The sequence below is a fragment of the Blastococcus sp. VKM Ac-2987 genome, assembly GCF_026967805.1.
Taxonomy (GTDB): domain Bacteria; phylum Actinomycetota; class Actinomycetes; order Mycobacteriales; family Geodermatophilaceae; genus Blastococcus.
On record NZ_JAPVBG010000001.1, the window covers coordinates 991,387 to 1,008,365 of the forward strand.

Consider the following 16,979-nt stretch of genomic DNA (forward strand, 5'->3'; position numbering starts at 1 on the left):
GTCACTCCGGCGGGGTCGGGAGAGCCGAGGGGTGCCGGGCGAGCGCCGTGACGGTGACGTCCAGGTAGGGGAAGAGCGGCAGCGACGTCAGCAGGCCGTGCAGCTCGTCGTGGTCGGCGACGTCGAACACGCTGTAGTTCTCGTACCGGCCGGCCACCCGCCACAGGTGCACCCACCGGCCGTCGCGCTGCAGGTCCTGCGCCAGCTCCCGCTCCGCCCGCTTGAGCTCCTCCACCCGGCCGGGCGCCAGGTCGTGGGGCAGGTCGACGCGCATGTGGACGAGGTACAGCATCGGGCGACCGTAGGGCCCGCGGCGCCGCCCGTCCACACGGGCCGGCCTGCGATCCCGCGCCCGGTGGGCCGGGTCGGACGGCAGCGGGCCCTCCCTCCCGGGAAGGGAGGAAGGGCCCGCTGGCCGTGCTGTGGTGCTGCGGGGATCAGCCGCCGGGGGTCGGCACCGGGCACTCGTCGTAGAAGACCCGGGTACCGGTGCGCACCGGAGTGGTGAACTCACACCCGTAGTTCGGGTCGGCGACGACCTCGGGGTCGAGCACCGAGGCGCCCTCGGGCGTCACGCCGTTGTCCACCCAGTCGACGAGGTCGAGGAACTGGTCCGCCGCCTCCTCGGGGGTGAACTCGCAGTGCCCGGCCGCGCGGATGGCCCGCTGCACGAGCAGGTCCGCGTTGCCCTGGGCGGCGACGTCGGCGGCGTAGTACTGCTCCATCGAGAACGGCACGTAGTAGTCGCCGAGGGTGTGCGAGGAGAGCACCGGGACGTCGATGTCCCCGGTCAGCGCGGGGACGGGGACCGCCTGGTAGGTCGACCGGGTGCCCGGCGCCGGCGCCACCCGCTCCACCTGCTGGTCGAGGGTGGTGCCGTCCTCGAACGTGTAGTCGACCGGGTAGTCGGTCTCGACGTTCGACCAGAGCGCCCCCTGCGTCACGCCGTCCAGACCGCCCGGGTCGGCGGTCACGACGCCGTAGACGAAGTTCTGCCCCTCCCAGTAGCCGAAGGCCTCGTCGTCTCCGGGGCGCTCGCCGCCGGTGATCGCCGTGATGTTGTCGCGGAAGACCTCGCCCGCCTCGGTCAGCCCCTCGTAGACCGGGGTCGCCGTGGTCGGGGTGCCGAGGGCGGCCTTGAACTGCGGCACGACCTGCGAGAAGTACTCCGCCTGGGACGGGAACGGGTAGGCGTCCACCCCGGACAGGGTCTGCGCCAGCAGGTTGTAGTCGAGGAAGAAGTCGTAGAGCTCGTAGTCGCCCATGACCCCGCACATGGGGGCCGCGCCGTCCCACTCGATGCCCCGGTCGCGCTCCAGCAGCGCGCCGATCACGTGCCCGCCCATCGAGACGCCCTGCAGGTAGCGCTGGTCGGCGCGCCCGACGCGCGCGTCGAAGATCTTCGCGAGCCGCTCGGTGGCGAGCGCACCGGCCTCGATGTCGTACCGGTTCTCGCCGTAGGACGACGCCGCCCAGGCGTAGCCGTTCTCGATGTAGGTGCGCCGGAGGTCGTAGCTGGGGTCGCTGACGTACACGGTGGTGCCCGTGCCCCGGTAGCCGTGCTCCCAGAAGACGACGTCGCCGTTCCAGTCGATGGGCACCTCGATGCGGTAGGCCGAGCCGCGGTCGATGCCGTAGAGCACCTTGCTGAGGGGGTTGCCGGCCTCGTCGGTGAGGGGCACGAACTCCGCCCCCGCCTCGCCGTTCACGTAGTCGTACCTCGGGTCGGCGACCGTCCAGCGCAAGTTGTAGGCCTGCTCCTTCGGGGACACCTGGACCGGCTGCCAGCCGGGGTTCGACGCCGGCTGGTCGGTGGACTGCGGGGCGGCGAGGGCCGGTCCACCGACGGTGAACACACCGAGGCCCACCCCTGCGGCTACGGCGAGGGGGACCAACCGGTTGCGGTGCTGGGACAAGGCGCGACTCCTTCGGGACTTCCGTGACTGGGCTCACAGCACCTTCGCCCGCGTCCGGCCGGGGAGCAACAGCGAGGTGACAGTCCGGTCCGGCGCGCACGGCCGACCTGCCCGGCGAGCACGGAAAGCAATCAGCCTGTGACTGAAATGGCGAGGTCAGCTACGGCGGACGGTGAGGTGAACCGGCCCGGCCAGCGACTGCGCCACCACGCAGTACCGCTCGGTGAGCTGGCCCAGCCTGGTCAGCGCCGCGTCGTCGGCGTCGGTGTCGACCTCGGCGACCACCTCGACCGCGCCGAAGCCGACCCGCGCCTCGCGGTCGACGCCCAGCGTGCCGCGTGCGTCCATGTCGGCGGAGGCGGTCAGCCGGGCGCCCCGGACGTCGATCCCCATCGCCGTCGCTACGCTGCGCATCGTCACCCCGGCGCAGGCGACCAGGGCCTGCAGCAGCATGTCGCCGGAGCAGGCGTCGCTGCCGTCGCCTCCTGTGAAGGGGTGCAGCCCGGCCCGCACCGGCCCGCTCCACGTCGGAACCGTGCAGGTGATGCCGGGCTCGGCGAAGGTGCCCTCGGCGTGCATCGGCGCGCGGGCCGAGCCGGGGTCCTCGCGATACCGCTGCTTGAGCGGTGCCTGCAGTGCGCGCAGCGCGGTGGCGTCCATGCCGCCATGCTGCCCCGCGGACGACGGGCCGGGAACCCTTTCCCGACCACGACGGCGGCCGACCACCGCCGGCCGTCGACAGCTCCCGCACGGCCGGCGGCGACGCCCTGCTAGGAGCGGAGGACGGCGTCGATCAGGTGCGGCCCCGGCTCGGCGAGGGCCGTCCGCAGCTGGTCGGCCAGCTCCTCCGCCGTGGTGGCGCGGGTGGCCGGTACCCCCATGCCCTGCGCGATGGAGACGAAGTCCAGCCCGGGGCCACCGAGGTCGAGCAGCGTGGCGGCCCGCTCCCCGTCGTTCGCCGCGCCGACCCGTGACAGCTCGTGCTGCAGGATCGCGTACGAGCCGTTGTCGCAGATGATCGTGGTGATGTCGGCCTGCTCGCGGGCGTGGCTCCACAGCGCGGAGATCGTGTACATGGCACTGCCGTCGGCCTGGATGCCGATCACCGGGCGGTCGGGGCAGGCCACCGCCGCCCCCAGGGCCATCGGGAGCCCGTCGCCGATGGCGCCACCGGTGAGCGCCAGCCAGTCGTGCCGGGGGGCGCCCGAGGTGAGTTCCATCAGGCCCACCCCGGAGGTGAGCGCCTCGTCGACGACGATCGCGCGCTCCGGCAGCAGCGCACCGATGACCGCGGCCATCGTGCGCGGCGTCAGCTCTCCGGTGGGCAGCTCGGGGCGGGATGCCTCGATCAGCACCGGCTCGGCGTCCGGCGCGGCGAGCCCGGCCAGCGCCCGCAGCGCGGCGACGCCGTCCTCCCCCGGCTCGCTGAGCAGGTGCACCGTGCAGTCCTCCGGCACCGGGTGCCCCGGGACGCCGGGATAGCCGAAGAAGTGCACCGGCGCGGTGGCCCCGGCGAGCACCAGGTGCCTGGTGCCCGCGAGCGCGGCGATGGCCATCTCCGGCGGGTAGGGCAGCCGGGTCACGTCGGGCAGCCCGGCGCCCCGGGCCGTGCGGGCGGGGAAGGTCTCGGTCATCAGCCGGGCGCCGGTGCCCGCGGTGATCTGCCCGGCGGCGAGCAGCCCGTCCTCGCTCACCGCGTCGCCACCGAGGAGGAGCACGACCGGCTCGTCCCCGCCGAGGACGGCGGCCACCCCCTCGACCACCGACGGAGCGACCTGCGGGGCCGGCCGCACCGACCGCGGGGCGGCCGGCTCGGCGCCGTCCTCCCAGGACACGTCGGCCGGGAGGACGAGCGTCGCGATGCCGCCCGAGCCGACGGCGGCCACCGCGTCGACGGCGTCGGCGGCGACGTCGGCCGGCGAGAGCGAGCGGCGCACCCAGCTCGAGAAGGTGCCCGCGACGGCGTCGATGTCGGACTCCAGCGGTGCGTCGAGCCGCTTGTGCGAGCGCGCGTGGTCGCCGACCACGTTGACCATCGGAGCCCGCCCGCGACGGGCGTTGTGCAGGTTGGCCAGGCCGTTGCCCATGCCGGGGCCCAGGTGCAGCAGGGTCGCGGCCGGACGGCCGGTCATCCGCGCGTAGCCGTCGGCGGCACCGGTGGCGACCCCCTCGAAGAGGGTCAGCACGGCGCGCATCTCCGGCACGTCGTCCAGGGCCGCGACGAAGTGCATCTCCGAGGTGCCGGGGTTGGCGAAGCAGACGTCCACGCCTGCGTCGACGAAGGTCCTGATCAGTGCCTGGGCGCCGTTCACGTCCGGACCCTCGCACGGACCGCCGGAGGAGGCGACCCGAGTCGGTGCCCCTCCGGACCACCTCGTGGCGGCGGTCACCGGCCCGGCTACGGGGGCTTCCCGGGGGCCTGTGGACAACGCTCCGGAGGGGTCTCCGGCGTTGTTACGTTCCCGCTCACACCCGCTGATCCGCCGCTTCCGCGCCCGCGGACCGGCCCTCCCGATTGGACACCACCATGGCCAACGTCAACGTCACCTACCAGCAGATGGAGAACGCCGCCGGCCGGCTCACCAACGGCCGCGCCGAGATCGACGGCATGCTCGGCCAGCTCAAGGGGCTCGTCGACCAGCTCGTCGCCGAGGGGTACGTGACCGACAGCTCCAGCCGTACCTTCCAGGCGTCCTACGACGAGTTCACCACCGGCGCGCGGAACATGATCGCCGGGCTGGACGGCATGGCGCAGTACCTCAACCAGGCCGCGGCCACCTTCCGCGACGCCGACACCCAGCTGGCCGGCGCCCTCGGTCGCTGACCGGCTGTCCTGCGCACCGGAGGCCGCCTCGCACGCAGCGAGGCGGCCTCCGGTTCCGTCTGGAGGGCCTCCGGGCGAGCAGCTGCCTCCACAGCCGCCGCTCCTCCCAGGCTCGCCGGACGACCGCGATCGCCGTGGCAGCCCCGGCCAGGGCGGCCAGCACACCGATCGAACCCGTGACGGCCGCCGACACGGCGGCGGTGGACGTCTCCTCGATCGCCACGCCCACGGGCCGTGCACGGCGGTCATCCCGACCGGTCCTCCCCCTCGTCCGCGGCGGGCGCCGGGTGCAGCCGTGAACGTCCGGCGACGACCGCCACCAGGCCGGCCAGCTCCCAGACCTGCGCCGGATCCAGGCACACCCCGACGACCAGCAGCGCCTGCGTCGCACCGGGCGCGCACGCCAGCGCCACGGCCACGCCCATCCGCACGGGGTCCGCGACGACCTCCAGCCCCCGCACGGCGAGGTCGGCCAGCCCGGGCGGCGGCGGGACGGTGCGCTCGGCGACGACGCCCACCCCGAGACCCATGTCGGTCTCGTAGGTCTCCACGTGGTGCGGCCCGGCGCCCCACCGGGCACGCACCAGCTCGGCGACGACGGCGGGGACGTCGACGTCGGGCACGACGGGCAGCGGCACGACGCTGGTCTGCACGTGCCAGTTGGCGGGCGTGCCCTCGGGCCGCGGTGCGATCACCACCCCGTGGCTGACCACACCGGCGTCGAGCATCGCCGCGCGCCACTCCATCAGCGCGCGGGTGCTCCCGGTCCGCGGCCCGGCCGGGCCGCCCGGCCAGGTGCTGCGCACCAGCCGGTCGAGGTGGTCCCGTGCCTCGTCGTCGTCCGGAAGGAGGAGCTCGGTCCAGTCGCGCGGGAGGCAGAGCTCCACCAGCCCCGAGGTGGCGACCGTCACCGCACCACGCTCGGCTGCCGGGTGAGCGAGCGGTCCCAGAGCCAGGTGCCCTCCGACCGGATCGGGTCCCCGGCCGCGACGGTGCGGGCCAGCCCGGCCTGGTTGACCTTGTACCGCGCCACCCGCCAGAGCAGCTCGGTCTCGCCCATCCGGTAGCTGGTGCTGCGGGCCAGCTGGAACCAGCTCGCCGCCGTCTCGGTCGGCGGGCCGAAGAGCTGCGTCCGCCCCGCCGCGCCGCCGGCCACCGAGGCGCTGCTGCCGGTGCGGGCCGCCGCGACCACCTGGCTCCCCACCTTCAGCGCGCCGAACCCGAGGGCCACCCCCGCGGCGTCCATGAGCACCGTGCCGTCGGTGAGCGCCTCCGTGAAGCTGCCCGTGTCCCCGACCGCGGTCAGGTAGTGGAACCCCGTCGACACCAGCCCCAGCACCAGGGCGGGGCCCGCCAGGAACTGCAGGCCGGGGACGAAGGCGAGGAAACCGCACGCGGTGCTGAGGAGGCTCGTGACGTCGCCGATCAGGTCCAGCAACGGTGCGAGCCCGTCCAGCCCTTCGAGGATCCAGTCGTCGACGTCGTGCGCGAACTCCTGGATCTCGGCGAGCGCCTCTCCGACGTCCTCGGCGAGCCCCGCCCAGAAGCCGGGCTCGTCCGGGGCGATGTCGATGGCCCGCTGCAGCCGGCCGGCCGCGTCCTGGCCGGCCTGCTCGTAGCCGGCGAGGAGGGCGCGGGCCTCCCCGGCGATCCGCTCGACCTCCGCGTCGGCCGTTCCCGCCGCCCGCCCCGCGGCCGCCCGGGCCCGGAGCCGCTCGGACTCGGCGGCGGCCTGCTCCGGCGTCGGCGGCGCGGCATCCGGGTCCGGAGCCGGAGCCGGAGCGGCGGCCGGGATGGCTGCGTAGGTGGCGTGCGCCGACTGCGCGCGCCGCACCGCGGCCGCGTGCTCGGCCTCCAGGGCCAGGGCGCGGCGCCGGCCGGCGTGCATGGTCTCCAGCCAGTCGTGCAGCGTGCGGCTCGCCTCGTCGAACGAGCGGGCCGCGGTCTGCACCTTGGGCCGGAACTCGTCGGACAGCAGGTTCCGGAAGGCGATGGCCGCCGAGCCGCGCCACTCGCCGTCCGCAGCTCCGGTGAGCACCTCGGCGATCCGCTCGAGCACCTGGGCCGCCCCGGTGACGCCGGCGGCCACCTGCCCGGCGACCGCCACGTCCCCGGGGGCGGGGTCGAACCCCAGCGAGGGGAACCGGCCGCTCATCGCCCGCCCGCGTCCCGCAGCGCGGCGCTGAGCGACACGTCGGCCTCGCGGAAGGCCGCGGCGACGGAGTCGAGGGCCTCGGCGGCGTCCGCGGCGAAGCCGCCCAGCCTGCCGATGCCGTAGGCCCACTCGTCGCCGAACTCGTCCATCCGCCGGGCGAGGGCCGGCGCACCCATCGCGGCTCCGGACACCTCGCGCATCTCCCGCGCGGGCTGCTCCAGGAGGTCCCGGATGCCGAGGAGGTCGGACCGGACGCGGGCCAGGACCGCTCCGTCGATGTACAGGTCGCTCACTCCGGCCTCCGCCTCTCCGCCGTCTCCGGCCCGCTCACGCTAGAGGGATCGGAGAGGGTCGACGGCCGTTGTCCACAGGCCCCGGCCGGACCCCTCGCCGCCCGGTCAGGCGACGTCCGGCGGGGTGGGGACGGCGATGGTCCGCAGCACGCCGTCGCCCAGGTGCAGCAGCCCCCGCCCCGGCCGCACCGGCCCGCCGACGGCGCTGCGCGGCAGCCGGACGCCGATCAGGTCGCCGTCGGTGCCGCCCTGCGGCGAGAGCAGCAGCCCCTGCCGCGCCTTGCGCACGTCCACCTGCCACCCGGAGAGGCCGGTGCAGATGCCGTCGGCGCTGCCGGCGAGCACCAGGCTCCGCCCGGGCGGCCCGGCGCCGGTCGCCACCCCGCGGAACACCTCGCCGGCCGGGCAGTCGCGGAGCACGTCGCCGTCGTCGAGCAGCAGGACCAGCGGGCGCCCGGGGTCGGCGGTGAGCAGCTCCCGCCACAGCGCGGCCGGTGCGGCGGCGTCCGTCACCACCGCGACGACGCCGGGGCGCCCGGCCAGGGCCCGCAGCGGCGACTCCTTCGGCGCGCCCACCACGATCGGTGCACCCTGCCGCAGCAGCGACTCCGCCATGACCGCCAGCACCGAGCTCCGGCCCGACCGCGCCGGCCCGGCGACCACGAACGCCCGGCCGCCGCCCAGCAGGTCCGGGCCGGCGACGGCCAGCTCGTCACCACCGACCCCGACCAGCGCGGGACCCGGCCCGGGGACCGCCGGGCGCATCGCCCACGCCGTGTCGAAGGAGATCCGGGACGGCAGCGCGTCGACGCGGAACGGGCGGGCCGACCGGGGCAGCAGGGCGTCCCGCACGTGCGCGGCCTTGGCGATCTCGGCGAGCGCCGCCGCCTGGCCCTTCCCCGACCCGTCGTCGGTCAGCAGCGCCACCTGCGTCTCGACGGCACCGTCGACGGCGACCCCCCGCCCGGGCGGGAGCACGCCGGGTACCTGCCGGCCGGCGACGCCGACCAGCGGGTAGTCGCCCCGGTCGGCCAGCCGGAGGACCAGCTTGCTGTCGGTCAGCGAGGCCAGCCGCGCGGTGCCCAGGGACCGGTCACCGGTCAGCACGACGGAGATGCCGGCCGACGCCCCCTCGCGCACGAGGGTCAGCAGGACGTCGGTGAGCCGCCCGCCGTCGACCTCGCCGAGACCGGGGGTGAAGCCCTCCCACCGGTCGACCAGCAGCAGCACGTGCGGCAGCCGCTGGTCGGCCGGAGCCGAGCCGCGCTGCTCGGTGATGTCGGCGAAGCCGCCCTCGGAGAGCAGCTGCTGCCGGCGCTCCAGCTCCCGGGCGAGCCGGTCGAGCAGCCGGGCGGCGCGCTCGGTCTGGGCGCGGGGGACGACCGCACCGCAGTGCGGCAGGTCGGCCAGGGGCAGCAGCGCACCGTTGCCGCAGTCGAGCGCGTAGAGGTGCACGTCGCGGGTCGAGCACCGCGTACCGACCGCCCCGGCCAGCGTCCGCAGCAGCTGGGACCGGCCGCTCCGGGGCGACCCGATGACCAGCAGGTGCCCGTCGGTCGCGGGGTCGAAGACGGCGGTCCGGCGCTCCTGCCGGGCCGGCAGGTCCTGCAGCCCGTAGGGCAGCCGGAGAGGCGCCGTCCCGTCCTCGTCCAGATCGCCGGCCAGGAGCCGGTCGGGCAGCGCCGCCAGCCACGGGCTGCGCTGCACCGGCACCGCCTCGGCGACGGCGGCGTCGCGCACCGCCGCCACGAGCACCGACAGGTCGGTGACCTCCACGTCGTCCCGCGGGCCCGCGACGGCCGGCCGCCGCGGTGCGGGGTACCCGAGCTGGTGCCAGCCCACCGGGACGGCGGACGGCGCGGCGGCTCCCGCGCCCTGCCCCGGACGGCGGCCACCGATCCGGCCGGCCTGGAACGGCACCAGCGCGCCGTGGCCGAGCCGGGCGAACCCGCGCCCCGGAGCGGACTTGGGGATCCGCGCGGCGTCGGAGGCGTCCAGCACGTCGCTGCTGTCCGCGCCGTCGGTGACCCGCAGCGAGATGCGCAGGTTGGTGTTCGCCCGGATCTCCGGGGACACCACCCCGCTGGGCCGCTGGGTGGCCAGCAGCAGGTGGATGCCGAGCGACCGGCCGCGCTGGGCGATGCCGACCAGCCCGGCCACGAAGTCGGGCAGCTCCCGCGCCAGGGAGGCGAACTCGTCGATGACGATCAGCAGCCGCGGCAGCGGCGGGGCGCCGGGCTCGCGCGCCTGCAGGTCCTGGTAGTCCTCGATGTCCTTGACGCCGGCCGCGGCCAGCCGGTGCTCGCGGTACCTCAGCTCCGCGCCCAGCGAGGTGAGCGCCCGCTCGACGAGGTGGGCGTCGAGGTCGGTGACCATGCCGACGGTGTGCGGCAGGTGCACGCAGTCCTTGAAGGCGCTGCCGCCCTTGTAGTCGACCAGCACCAGGTTGAGGGCGTCCGGGCGGTTGGCCACCGCCAGGGAGGCGATCATCGTCTGCAGCAGCTCGGACTTCCCCGCCCCGGTGGTGCCCGCGACCAGCCCGTGCGGGCCGTCGGTGCGCAGGTCGAGGTCGAACGGCCCGTGCAGCCCCGCGCCGACCACCATGAGCGTGGACCGCCCCGACAGCTGCCAGCGCGCGCGGATGCCGTCGACGGTGGGGGGCTCCAGCCCGAGGACGTCGAGCAGCCGCACGCTGTCGGGCAGCACGGCGTCGTCGTCGGCGAGGCTGACGTCGCGCAGCGGCGCGAGCGCGCGGGCCGCCCGCTCGGCGAGCTCGCCCGCCACCGGTTCGGCGAGCACGGCGGGCACCGGGTCGGAGCCGCTGCGGCGGATCGACAGCGTGGCCCCACCGTCCGGGTCGAGCACCGCCGTCGCGGTGGCCGCCTCGGGCAGGAACCGCTCCTCCTCGTCGGCGCACACCGCGTAGACGCCGACCGCCGGACCGTCCTGCAGCACCTGGGCCAGGCCGGGGACGGCCCGGAGCAGGCGGAAGCCGTGCACCACCAGCACGTGCGCGGGGAAGGACTCCGGCAGCACCCGCCCGGCGCCGGTCGTCGTCACCTCGCGCCGCGCCTTGACCAGGGCGGTCAGCTCCGCCACCCGTGCGGACACCGTCTCGGGATCGTTGCCGACGGACGCCACCGGCCCCTCCCCGTCGGCCGGGCGGGCGTGCGGCAGCCAGCGCACCCAGTTCCAGTCGGTGCGGGCCGACGGCGCGAGGACGGTCAGCCCGAGGTCCCGCGGCGGGTGGTGGACCGCCAGCTGCAGCACCACCCAGCGCAGCAGCCCGGCCAGCGGCTCGGCGGGGCCGGCGAGGCCCACGACGCCGGCCTCGCGCAGCGGCACGACCGCGGGCACCGCCCGCACGGTCCGCGGCTCCTGCGGCTCGTCGCGCGCGGAGCGGTCGGTGACCACCACCTGCGCGGGGAGGTCCGCCGACCCGAGCCGGAGGTCGAGCGCATCGGGGTCGGTGCGGCGCCGCTCCCACAGCCGCCGGCCGGGCAGGACCGCGGTGAGCAGGGCCGTGGCGGGATCGGGGTGGGCGGCGCGCCGGCGGGTGGTCTCCTCGGCCACCGCCGTCCCGATCCGCTCCAGTGCGCGGGCCAGCTGCCGCGCGTGCTCCGCGCGGGCGAGCCGCGCCTCGCGGGCGCCCTGCCGGCGGTCGGCGACGGCGTTGGCGACCATCATCACCGGGCCGGCGACGGCGAGGACCAGGTACAGCGGTGAGCGCAGGACGACGGCCAGCACGACCCCGACGGCCAGCGGCGACAGGATCATGACCAGCGGGAACCGGCGCGGCTCCCGGGCCCGGGGCTCCGGCGGCAGCTCGACGCGGACCTCCCGCTCCGACGGCAGGATGCGTGGCGCCCGGACGAACGCCCGGGCCCCGGGGCCGGCCGGCTCGACGGCGGCGTCGGCCACCGGTGCCGGCCCGATGACCAGCCGGGTGTCGCCGAGCTGCACCAGCTGCCCGGGCCCGACCGCGGCCCCGGGCTCGTCCTCGGGCACCGGCTCGCCGTCCAGCAGCGTGCCGTTGGCCGAGCCGAGGTCGCGCAGGGTCGCGCCGTCGGCGCCCACCCGCAGCAGCGCGTGGCGGCGGGACATGGCCCGGTCGGCGAACCCGAGGGCGCCGCTGCGGCCGAGCTCGTGGTCGCCCATCGGCAGCTCGGCGACCAGCCCGCTGCCCGGGCCGCTCACCACGCGCAGCTGCCACCCGCGCGGGGGCCGGGACACGTCCGGCGGGGCGGACAGGTGCACCACCGCGCCGTCGACCAGCGGGCTGTCCCCCACCGGCCGGTCGTCGTCGAGCCGCTCGCCGGCGACCCAGATCCCCTCGGCCGGCCGGCCGGTGACCCGGCCCAGCTCCGCAGCCACCCGGCCGACCGGCAGGTCGTCGTCCACGTCGACGGCGACGTCGAGCAGGGCTCCGTCGCCCTGCCCGACGCTCACCTGGACGCGCACGCGCCACCCCTCGCCGGTCCCGCCCGCCCCGTGCCCGGCCCCGCCGGGAGGAGCGGCCCATCCCGGGACGGTCCGCCGGTGAGGGGTCCGCCGGGGCCGGATGCCGCGGGAACGCTAGACGGACGCGCCGGTTCCGGTCCATCGGCGCCTGTGGACATCCCCGGTCGGGGGACACCCCGGCACCCGGGCGGGGGTCAGCTCGCGGTCTGCACCTCGAAGTGCACGAAGGAGACGCCGCCGGTGGCGAAGTTGGCGAGGTCCGCGCCGGCGGCCCGCCCCTCGGGCGAGGTGAGCGCCTGCCCCATCGCCGCCTCGGAGTCGAAATCCAGCTCGGCGACCAGGTAGGGCGCCGGCTGGGCCGGGTCCATCGCCTGGCCGTGCCCGAAGGTGAGCCGGACCAGCCCGGGCTGCTTCAGCGCCAGCGGGGTGTGGGTCTCCCGGTAGTAGGAGTCGAACGCCGCCGGGTCCTCGGGCGTCCCGTAGCTGACCACCAGCCTGTGCACCATCTCGCCGCACCTCCCGATCCGCCGGGCTCCGCTGCCCGGGCCGTCCCTGCACCCAACCAGGGAGGAGGCGTGCCCCGCGACCGGTCGGTCAGAAGGTCAGCACCAGCCGGCCGCGCACGCCGCCGGCCTCGAGCACCCGGTGCGCCTCGGCGGCCTGCTCGGCCGGGAAGGTGCGCGCGACGCGGAGCGTGACCGTGCCCTCCTCGACCTGCTGCCGCAGCCGGTCGAGCGCCGCGCGGTCGGTGGCCACCTTCCGGACGAGGGTCGGGAAGAACCGCAGCCCGCGCTCGCCGTTCCCGCGGTAGCCGCGCACGGTGGCCACCGCTCCCCCGTCCCGGACGGCGGGCAGCACCTGCGCGTCCTGCACCGAGCCGTCGGCGAGCCCGTCCACGCCGTCGGGGAAGTGCTCCCGGATCCGGTCGGCGACGTCCTCGCCGCGGCGGACCACGACGTCGGCGCCCAGCCCGCGGACGAGCTCCTCGTCCGCCTCCGAGGCGTCGGCCACCACGGTGAGCCCGTCGGCCTTGGCCAGCTGGACCACGTAGCCGCCGTAGGCGCCCGCCGCGCCGGTCACCGCGAGCACCTGCCCCGGCTGCAGGCCCATTAGGTCCAGCGAGAGCCGGGCGGTGAGCCCGTTCATCGGCAGCGTCGAGGCGGCCACGGCGTCGGTGCCCGCGGGCGCCCGGACCACCGAGTCGCCGGGCAGCACCTTCTCCTCGCGGTAGGCCCCGTACGGGCCGGACGGGACGACGATGCCCATCGCCAGGTCGCCGACGACGAGGTGCGCCACGCCCTCGCCGACCTCGGTGACCGTGCCGGCGACGTCCATGCCGGGCACCCACGGTGGGGTCTTCACCGGGTCCCGCTCGGCGTAGGCCCCGGAGCGGGCGTGCGTGTCGGTCGGGCTGACCGCGGCCGCCTCGACCCGGAGCCGCACCTGGCCCGGGCCCAGGGGCTCGGGCTCCACCTCGACGATGTGCAACGCCTCCGGCCCGCCGAACTCGGTCACTCCCGCTGCACGCATGCCTCCTGCCTACACGCTTCCGCCGACGGACGGGCGCGGCGGCACTGTGGTGTCATCAGACCTTGCGTATGACACCACTGTGGCGTCACAGTGGTGTCATGGACCTCACCCCCTTCGTCGAGCAGCTGCGCCGGGACCTCCTCACGGCTGCCGAGGCCGGTGGCGAGGAGTCCCGAGCCCTGGCGGAGCGGCTGACCGCCTCGCTGGAGTCCTCCGTCCGCCTGGCGCTGCTCAGCGCGCTCTCCCAGGCGGCCGAGGAGATCACCGGCCAGCTCGCCCCCGGCACCGTGGACGTGCGGCTCCGCGGCAGCGACCTCGGCTTCGCCGTCACCCACCCGCCGGCCGAGCCGCCCACCGGCACCCCAGCCCCCGAGCCCGCCGTCGACCTGGACGAGGGCAGCACGCTGCGGATCACGCTGCGGCTCCCCGAGCAGCTCAAGGCCCGCGTGGACGAGGCGGCCGCCCGCCTCGGCGTCTCGGTGAACACCTGGCTGGTCCGGGCCGTCGCCACCGCGGCGGAGCCCGGCCCGCGCCCGTCGTCCGACACCCGCCGCGGCCGCTGGTCCGGCGGCGGCTCCCAGTACACCGGCTGGGCGCGCTAGCCCCGCGCCCTCCCCGCTCCGCACCACGACCCCGGCCGACCGGCCCGGGGGCACCCACCCCTGCCCCGAGGAGGGCGCAGCCATGCCCACGTTCGACACCCCCGGGCCCATCACGGCCCGCATCGAGGTCGTCTCCGGAGGCGTGCAGGTCCGCGCGGACGACCGGCACGACACCACCGTCACCGTCCGCCCGCGCAACGCCGGCAGGCCCGCCGACGTCACCGCCGCCGAGCAGACCCGCGTGACCTTCAGCGACGGCGAGCTGCTCGTCCGGTCCACCAGCCGCCCGCGGTTGCCCTTCTTCGGCTCCGGCCCGGAGATCGAGGTCGACGTCGTCCTGCCCGCCGGGTCCTCGCTGGAGGTCCGCACGACCGCCGGCGACGTCACCTGCACCGGCCGGCTGGGCGACGCCGAGCTGGAGAGCCGGCACGGCGGCATCCGCCTGGAGCAGGCCGGGCGCCTGCGCGCCCGGAGCTCCAGCGGCAACATCTCCGCCGCCGCCGTCACGGGCGAGACCGACGCCAGCACCTCCTACGGCGACGTCCGGATCGGCGAGACCGCCGGACCGGCCCGGCTGGAGACCGGCTACGGCAACGTCACCGTCGACCGCGCGCTGGACTCCCTGACCGGCACCACCAAGTACGGCCAGGTGCGGGTGGGCCAGGCGGTCCGCGGCTCGCTGGTCCTCGAGACCGCCTACGGCGAGGTCGAGGCCGGGGTGCGCGAGGGAACCGCGGCCTGGCTCGACGTCTCCTCGGGCGCCGGCCGCGTCCGCAACCTGCTCACCGAGAGCGAGGGGCCGGAGGGGTCGGCGGAGACCGTCGAGATCCATGCCCGCACCTCCTACGGCGACATCCTGATCCGCCGGGCCTGAGAGGAACTGACCGTGAACCCCACCGCCGCCATCTCCGTCCGCGGGCTGCGCAAGTCCTTCGGCGACCACGTCGTGCTCGACGGCCTGGACCTGACCGTCCCCGAGGGCTCGGTCTTCGCCCTGCTCGGCCCCAACGGCTCGGGCAAGACGACCACCGTCGACATCCTCGCCACCCTGACGCCCCCCGACGGCGGCGAGGTCCGCATCGCCGGCTCCGACGTCGTCCGCGAACCGCGGGCGGTGCGCTCGGCCATCGCCGTCACCGGCCAGTTCACCGCGGTCGACAACCTGCTGACCGGTGCGGAGAACCTCCGGCTGGTGGCCGACCTGCTGCACCTCGGCCGCCGGACCGGCACCGCGCGCGCCGCGGAGCTGCTGGACCGGTTCGACCTCACCGAGGCCGCCGCGACCAGCCCGACGACCTACTCCGGCGGCATGCGCCGCAAGCTCGATCTCGCGATGGGGCTGATGGGTGAGCCGCGCGTCGTCTTCCTCGACGAGCCGACGACCGGCCTCGACCCCCGCAGCCGCCGGGCGGTGTGGGACGTCGTGCGCGGCCTCGTGGCGGACGGGGTGACCGTCCTGCTCACCACCCAGTACCTCGAGGAGGCCGACCAGCTCGCCGACCGGATCGGCGTGCTCGACGGCGGCCGGCTGGTCGCCGAGGGCACCTCGGCCGAGCTCAAGCGGCTGGTCCCCGGAGGCTCGCTGCGGCTGCAGTTCACCGACCGGCGGCCGCTCGACGCCGCCGCCCGGGTGCTCCGGGGAGCCACCGTGGACGCCGATGCGCTCGCCCTCGAGGTGCCCAGCGACGGCAGCGTCCGGGCGCTCCGGGACGTGCTCGCCCGCCTCGACGACGCCGCGGCGGAGGTCGCGAACCTCACCGTGCACCAGCCCGACCTCGACGACGTCTTCCTCGCCCTCACCGGCCGCACCACCGACGAGAAGGTGACCACGCCATGACCACGCTCAGCTGGACCGTCGCGGACTCGGCCACGATGCTGCGGCGCAACCTCAAGCACGCGCTGCGCTACCCGTCGCTGACGGTGATCGTCGCGGCGATGCCGATCGTCTTCCTCCTGCTGTTCGTCTTCGTGTTCGGCGGCACGCTGGGCGCCGGTCTCGGCGGCGTCACGGGTGGCCGCGCGGAGTACGCCGACTACCTGACGCCCGGCCTGCTGGTGCTGGCGATCACCGCGGCGGCGCAGGGCACCGCCATCTCGGTCGCGATGGACATGACCGAGGGCATCATCACCCGGTTCCGGACCATGTCCATCGCCCGCGCCGCGGTGCTGGCCGGGCACGTCGGGGGCGCGGTCGTCCAGACGATGGTCGGGCTGGCCCTGGTCGTGGGTGCGGCCCTGCTGGTCGGCTTCCGGCCGGACGCCGACCCGCTGGAGTGGCTGACGGCGGCCGCGTTCCTCGTCCTGGTCAGCCTGGCGCTGTCCTGGCTCTCGGTGGCCATGGGGCTGACGGCGAAGAGCGTGGAGTCGGCCAGCAACATGCCGATGCCGATGCTGCTGCTGCCGTTCTTCGGCAGCGCCTTCGTGCCCACCGACTCCATGCCGGCCGGCCTGCGCTGGTTCGCCGAGCACCAGCCGTTCACGCCGATCATCGAGACGGTGCGCGGCCTGCTGTCCGGCACGGAGATCGGCAGCAGCGGTGTCGTCGCCGTCGCGTGGTGCGCCGCGATCGCCCTGGTCGGCTGGCTGTGGGCGCGACGCAGCTACGAGCGCCGCCCCGCCCGGTAGCGGCGCCCGCCAGGCTTCCCTGTGCGCGCAGTCGGCTTCTGCCCACCAGTGGTGGGCAGAACCCGACCGCGCGGTGGGGAACATCCGGCGGCCGGCCGGCGCTGCACGCGGCACTCCCCCGCTGCTGCTCGCCCTGGACGACCTGCACGAGTACCACGCGGCGACGAGCGGGTCCAGCTGCTGGCGACCGGCACCGTCGACAACCACGTCGACTTCGCGGCCCTGGACGGCGGTGCCGTGAGCCTCTCCGCCGACGGCACGACCGCGACCATCGAGCTGCCCGCGCCGCGACTGGGCGAGGTCCGCATCGACCCGCAGGAGAGCCGGGTCCTCGACCGCGACCGCGGGCTGGTCGACCGGATCGGCGACGCGGTCGGTGACGATCCGGTCGACGACAGCGCGCTCTACGCGGTGACCGAGGACCGGCTGACCGCGGCGGCCGCGGCGAGCGACCTCCGCGAGCGCGCCGAGACCAACACCCGCGCCATGCTGACCGGTCTCGCCCGGTCGCTCGGCGTCGACGAGGTCGAGGTCCGCTTCGAGGACACCGCCGACAGCGCCGGCTGAGCGAGG

Annotated in this window: 16 protein-coding genes; 6 read left to right on the forward strand and 10 right to left on the reverse strand. The window is 76.0% G+C overall.

Annotated elements, in window-relative coordinates; all coding sequences use genetic code 11:
* Nucleotide 1: 1 nt before the first annotated feature.
* From catC to O2W17_RS04860, 4 genes are all read right to left on the reverse strand, one after another.
* The gene (gene catC, locus O2W17_RS04845) at nucleotides 2-292 is read right to left on the reverse strand and encodes a muconolactone Delta-isomerase (RefSeq protein WP_269191262.1); all 291 of its coding nucleotides are present in this window, start codon (nucleotides 290-292) and stop codon (nucleotides 2-4) included.
* Nucleotides 293-437: 145 nt separating this feature from the next.
* Entirely contained in the window at nucleotides 438-1,916 is a 1,479-nt protein-coding gene (locus O2W17_RS04850) for an esterase (protein ID WP_269191263.1), read from the reverse strand.
* Nucleotides 1,917-2,072: 156 nt separating this feature from the next.
* Nucleotides 2,073-2,576 (reverse strand): OsmC family protein, encoded by a 504-nt coding sequence (locus tag O2W17_RS04855; RefSeq protein WP_269191264.1) that lies wholly within the window; start codon nucleotides 2,574-2,576, stop codon nucleotides 2,073-2,075.
* A gap of 110 nt (nucleotides 2,577-2,686) precedes the next feature.
* The gene (locus O2W17_RS04860) at nucleotides 2,687-4,228 is read right to left on the reverse strand and encodes an acetolactate synthase large subunit (protein WP_269191265.1); all 1,542 of its coding nucleotides are present in this window, start codon (nucleotides 4,226-4,228) and stop codon (nucleotides 2,687-2,689) included.
* 215 nt (nucleotides 4,229-4,443) lie between these two features.
* Between O2W17_RS04860 and O2W17_RS04865 the strand changes: the two genes are divergently transcribed.
* On the forward strand, nucleotides 4,444-4,740 hold the full coding sequence (locus tag O2W17_RS04865; protein ID WP_269191266.1) for a WXG100 family type VII secretion target: 297 nt from the start codon (nucleotides 4,444-4,446) through the stop codon (nucleotides 4,738-4,740).
* 245 nt (nucleotides 4,741-4,985) lie between these two features.
* On the opposite strand, the gene O2W17_RS04870 is transcribed toward O2W17_RS04865, so the two are convergent.
* The 6 genes from O2W17_RS04870 to O2W17_RS04895 all read right to left on the reverse strand — a co-directional run bounded on the left by O2W17_RS04870 (nucleotide 4,986) and on the right by O2W17_RS04895 (nucleotide 13,179).
* Nucleotides 4,986-5,651, reverse strand: a complete 666-nt coding sequence (locus O2W17_RS04870) for a hypothetical protein (RefSeq protein WP_269191267.1) — start codon at nucleotides 5,649-5,651, stop codon at nucleotides 4,986-4,988.
* Complete coding sequence (locus O2W17_RS04875) at nucleotides 5,648-6,895, reverse strand: hypothetical protein (RefSeq protein WP_269191268.1); 1,248 nt, start codon at nucleotides 6,893-6,895, stop codon at nucleotides 5,648-5,650. The genes O2W17_RS04870 and O2W17_RS04875 overlap by 4 nt, the downstream gene beginning before the upstream one ends.
* The gene (locus tag O2W17_RS04880) at nucleotides 6,892-7,188 is read right to left on the reverse strand and encodes a hypothetical protein (RefSeq protein WP_269191269.1); all 297 of its coding nucleotides are present in this window, start codon (nucleotides 7,186-7,188) and stop codon (nucleotides 6,892-6,894) included. The genes O2W17_RS04875 and O2W17_RS04880 overlap by 4 nt, the downstream gene beginning before the upstream one ends.
* Nucleotides 7,189-7,293: 105 nt before the next feature.
* Nucleotides 7,294-11,649: an FtsK/SpoIIIE domain-containing protein gene (locus O2W17_RS04885; protein WP_269191270.1), complete on the reverse strand. Its 4,356-nt coding sequence runs from the start codon at nucleotides 11,647-11,649 to the stop codon at nucleotides 7,294-7,296.
* Between the two features lie 194 nt (nucleotides 11,650-11,843).
* Nucleotides 11,844-12,155 carry an EthD family reductase gene (locus tag O2W17_RS04890; protein ID WP_269191271.1) on the reverse strand — a complete coding sequence of 104 codons (312 nt, stop codon included), beginning with the start codon at nucleotides 12,153-12,155 and terminating at the stop codon, nucleotides 11,844-11,846.
* 88 nt (nucleotides 12,156-12,243) lie between these two features.
* On the reverse strand, nucleotides 12,244-13,179 hold the full coding sequence (locus tag O2W17_RS04895) for a quinone oxidoreductase family protein (protein ID WP_269191272.1): 936 nt from the start codon (nucleotides 13,177-13,179) through the stop codon (nucleotides 12,244-12,246).
* 98 nt (nucleotides 13,180-13,277) lie between these two features.
* Here O2W17_RS04895 and O2W17_RS04900 point away from each other — a divergent pair, with 98 nt between their 5' ends.
* From O2W17_RS04900 to O2W17_RS04920, 5 genes are all read left to right on the forward strand, one after another.
* Nucleotides 13,278-13,781: a toxin-antitoxin system HicB family antitoxin gene (locus O2W17_RS04900; protein ID WP_269191273.1), complete on the forward strand. Its 504-nt coding sequence runs from the start codon at nucleotides 13,278-13,280 to the stop codon at nucleotides 13,779-13,781.
* Nucleotides 13,782-13,863: 82 nt separating this feature from the next.
* Nucleotides 13,864-14,655 carry a DUF4097 family beta strand repeat-containing protein gene (locus O2W17_RS04905; RefSeq protein ID WP_269191274.1) on the forward strand — a complete coding sequence of 264 codons (792 nt, stop codon included), beginning with the start codon at nucleotides 13,864-13,866 and terminating at the stop codon, nucleotides 14,653-14,655.
* A gap of 12 nt (nucleotides 14,656-14,667) precedes the next feature.
* Nucleotides 14,668-15,618, forward strand: coding sequence for an ATP-binding cassette domain-containing protein (locus O2W17_RS04910; protein ID WP_269191275.1), 951 nt, complete (start codon nucleotides 14,668-14,670; stop codon nucleotides 15,616-15,618).
* Complete coding sequence (locus tag O2W17_RS04915) at nucleotides 15,615-16,406, forward strand: ABC transporter permease (RefSeq protein WP_269191276.1); 792 nt, start codon at nucleotides 15,615-15,617, stop codon at nucleotides 16,404-16,406. Before O2W17_RS04910 ends, O2W17_RS04915 begins: the two co-directional genes overlap by 4 nt.
* Before the next feature lie 51 nt (nucleotides 16,407-16,457).
* Nucleotides 16,458-16,973 (forward strand): DUF4230 domain-containing protein, encoded by a 516-nt coding sequence (locus tag O2W17_RS04920; RefSeq protein ID WP_269191277.1) that lies wholly within the window; start codon nucleotides 16,458-16,460, stop codon nucleotides 16,971-16,973.
* The last annotated feature ends 6 nt before the right edge of the window (nucleotides 16,974-16,979 follow it).

What these genes read in the sequence shown, in the direction of transcription:
- O2W17_RS04915 (WP_269191276.1), top strand. Translation starts at nt 15,615, where the DNA reads ATGACCACGCTCAGCTGGACCGTCGCGGACTCGGCCACGATGCTGCGG.
- O2W17_RS04865 (WP_269191266.1), top strand. Translation starts at nt 4,444, where the DNA reads ATGGCCAACGTCAACGTCACCTACCAGCAGATGGAGAACGCCGCCGGC.
- O2W17_RS04855 (WP_269191264.1), bottom strand. Translation starts at nt 2,576, where the DNA reads ATGGACGCCACCGCGCTGCGCGCACTGCAGGCACCGCTCAAGCAGCGG.
- O2W17_RS04905 (WP_269191274.1), top strand. Translation starts at nt 13,864, where the DNA reads ATGCCCACGTTCGACACCCCCGGGCCCATCACGGCCCGCATCGAGGTC.
- O2W17_RS04890 (WP_269191271.1), bottom strand. Translation starts at nt 12,155, where the DNA reads ATGGTGCACAGGCTGGTGGTCAGCTACGGGACGCCCGAGGACCCGGCG.
- O2W17_RS04895 (WP_269191272.1), bottom strand. Translation starts at nt 13,179, where the DNA reads ATGCGTGCAGCGGGAGTGACCGAGTTCGGCGGGCCGGAGGCGTTGCAC.
- catC (WP_269191262.1), bottom strand. Translation starts at nt 292, where the DNA reads ATGCTGTACCTCGTCCACATGCGCGTCGACCTGCCCCACGACCTGGCG.
- O2W17_RS04900 (WP_269191273.1), top strand. Translation starts at nt 13,278, where the DNA reads ATGGACCTCACCCCCTTCGTCGAGCAGCTGCGCCGGGACCTCCTCACG.
- O2W17_RS04875 (WP_269191268.1), bottom strand. Translation starts at nt 6,895, where the DNA reads ATGAGCGGCCGGTTCCCCTCGCTGGGGTTCGACCCCGCCCCCGGGGAC.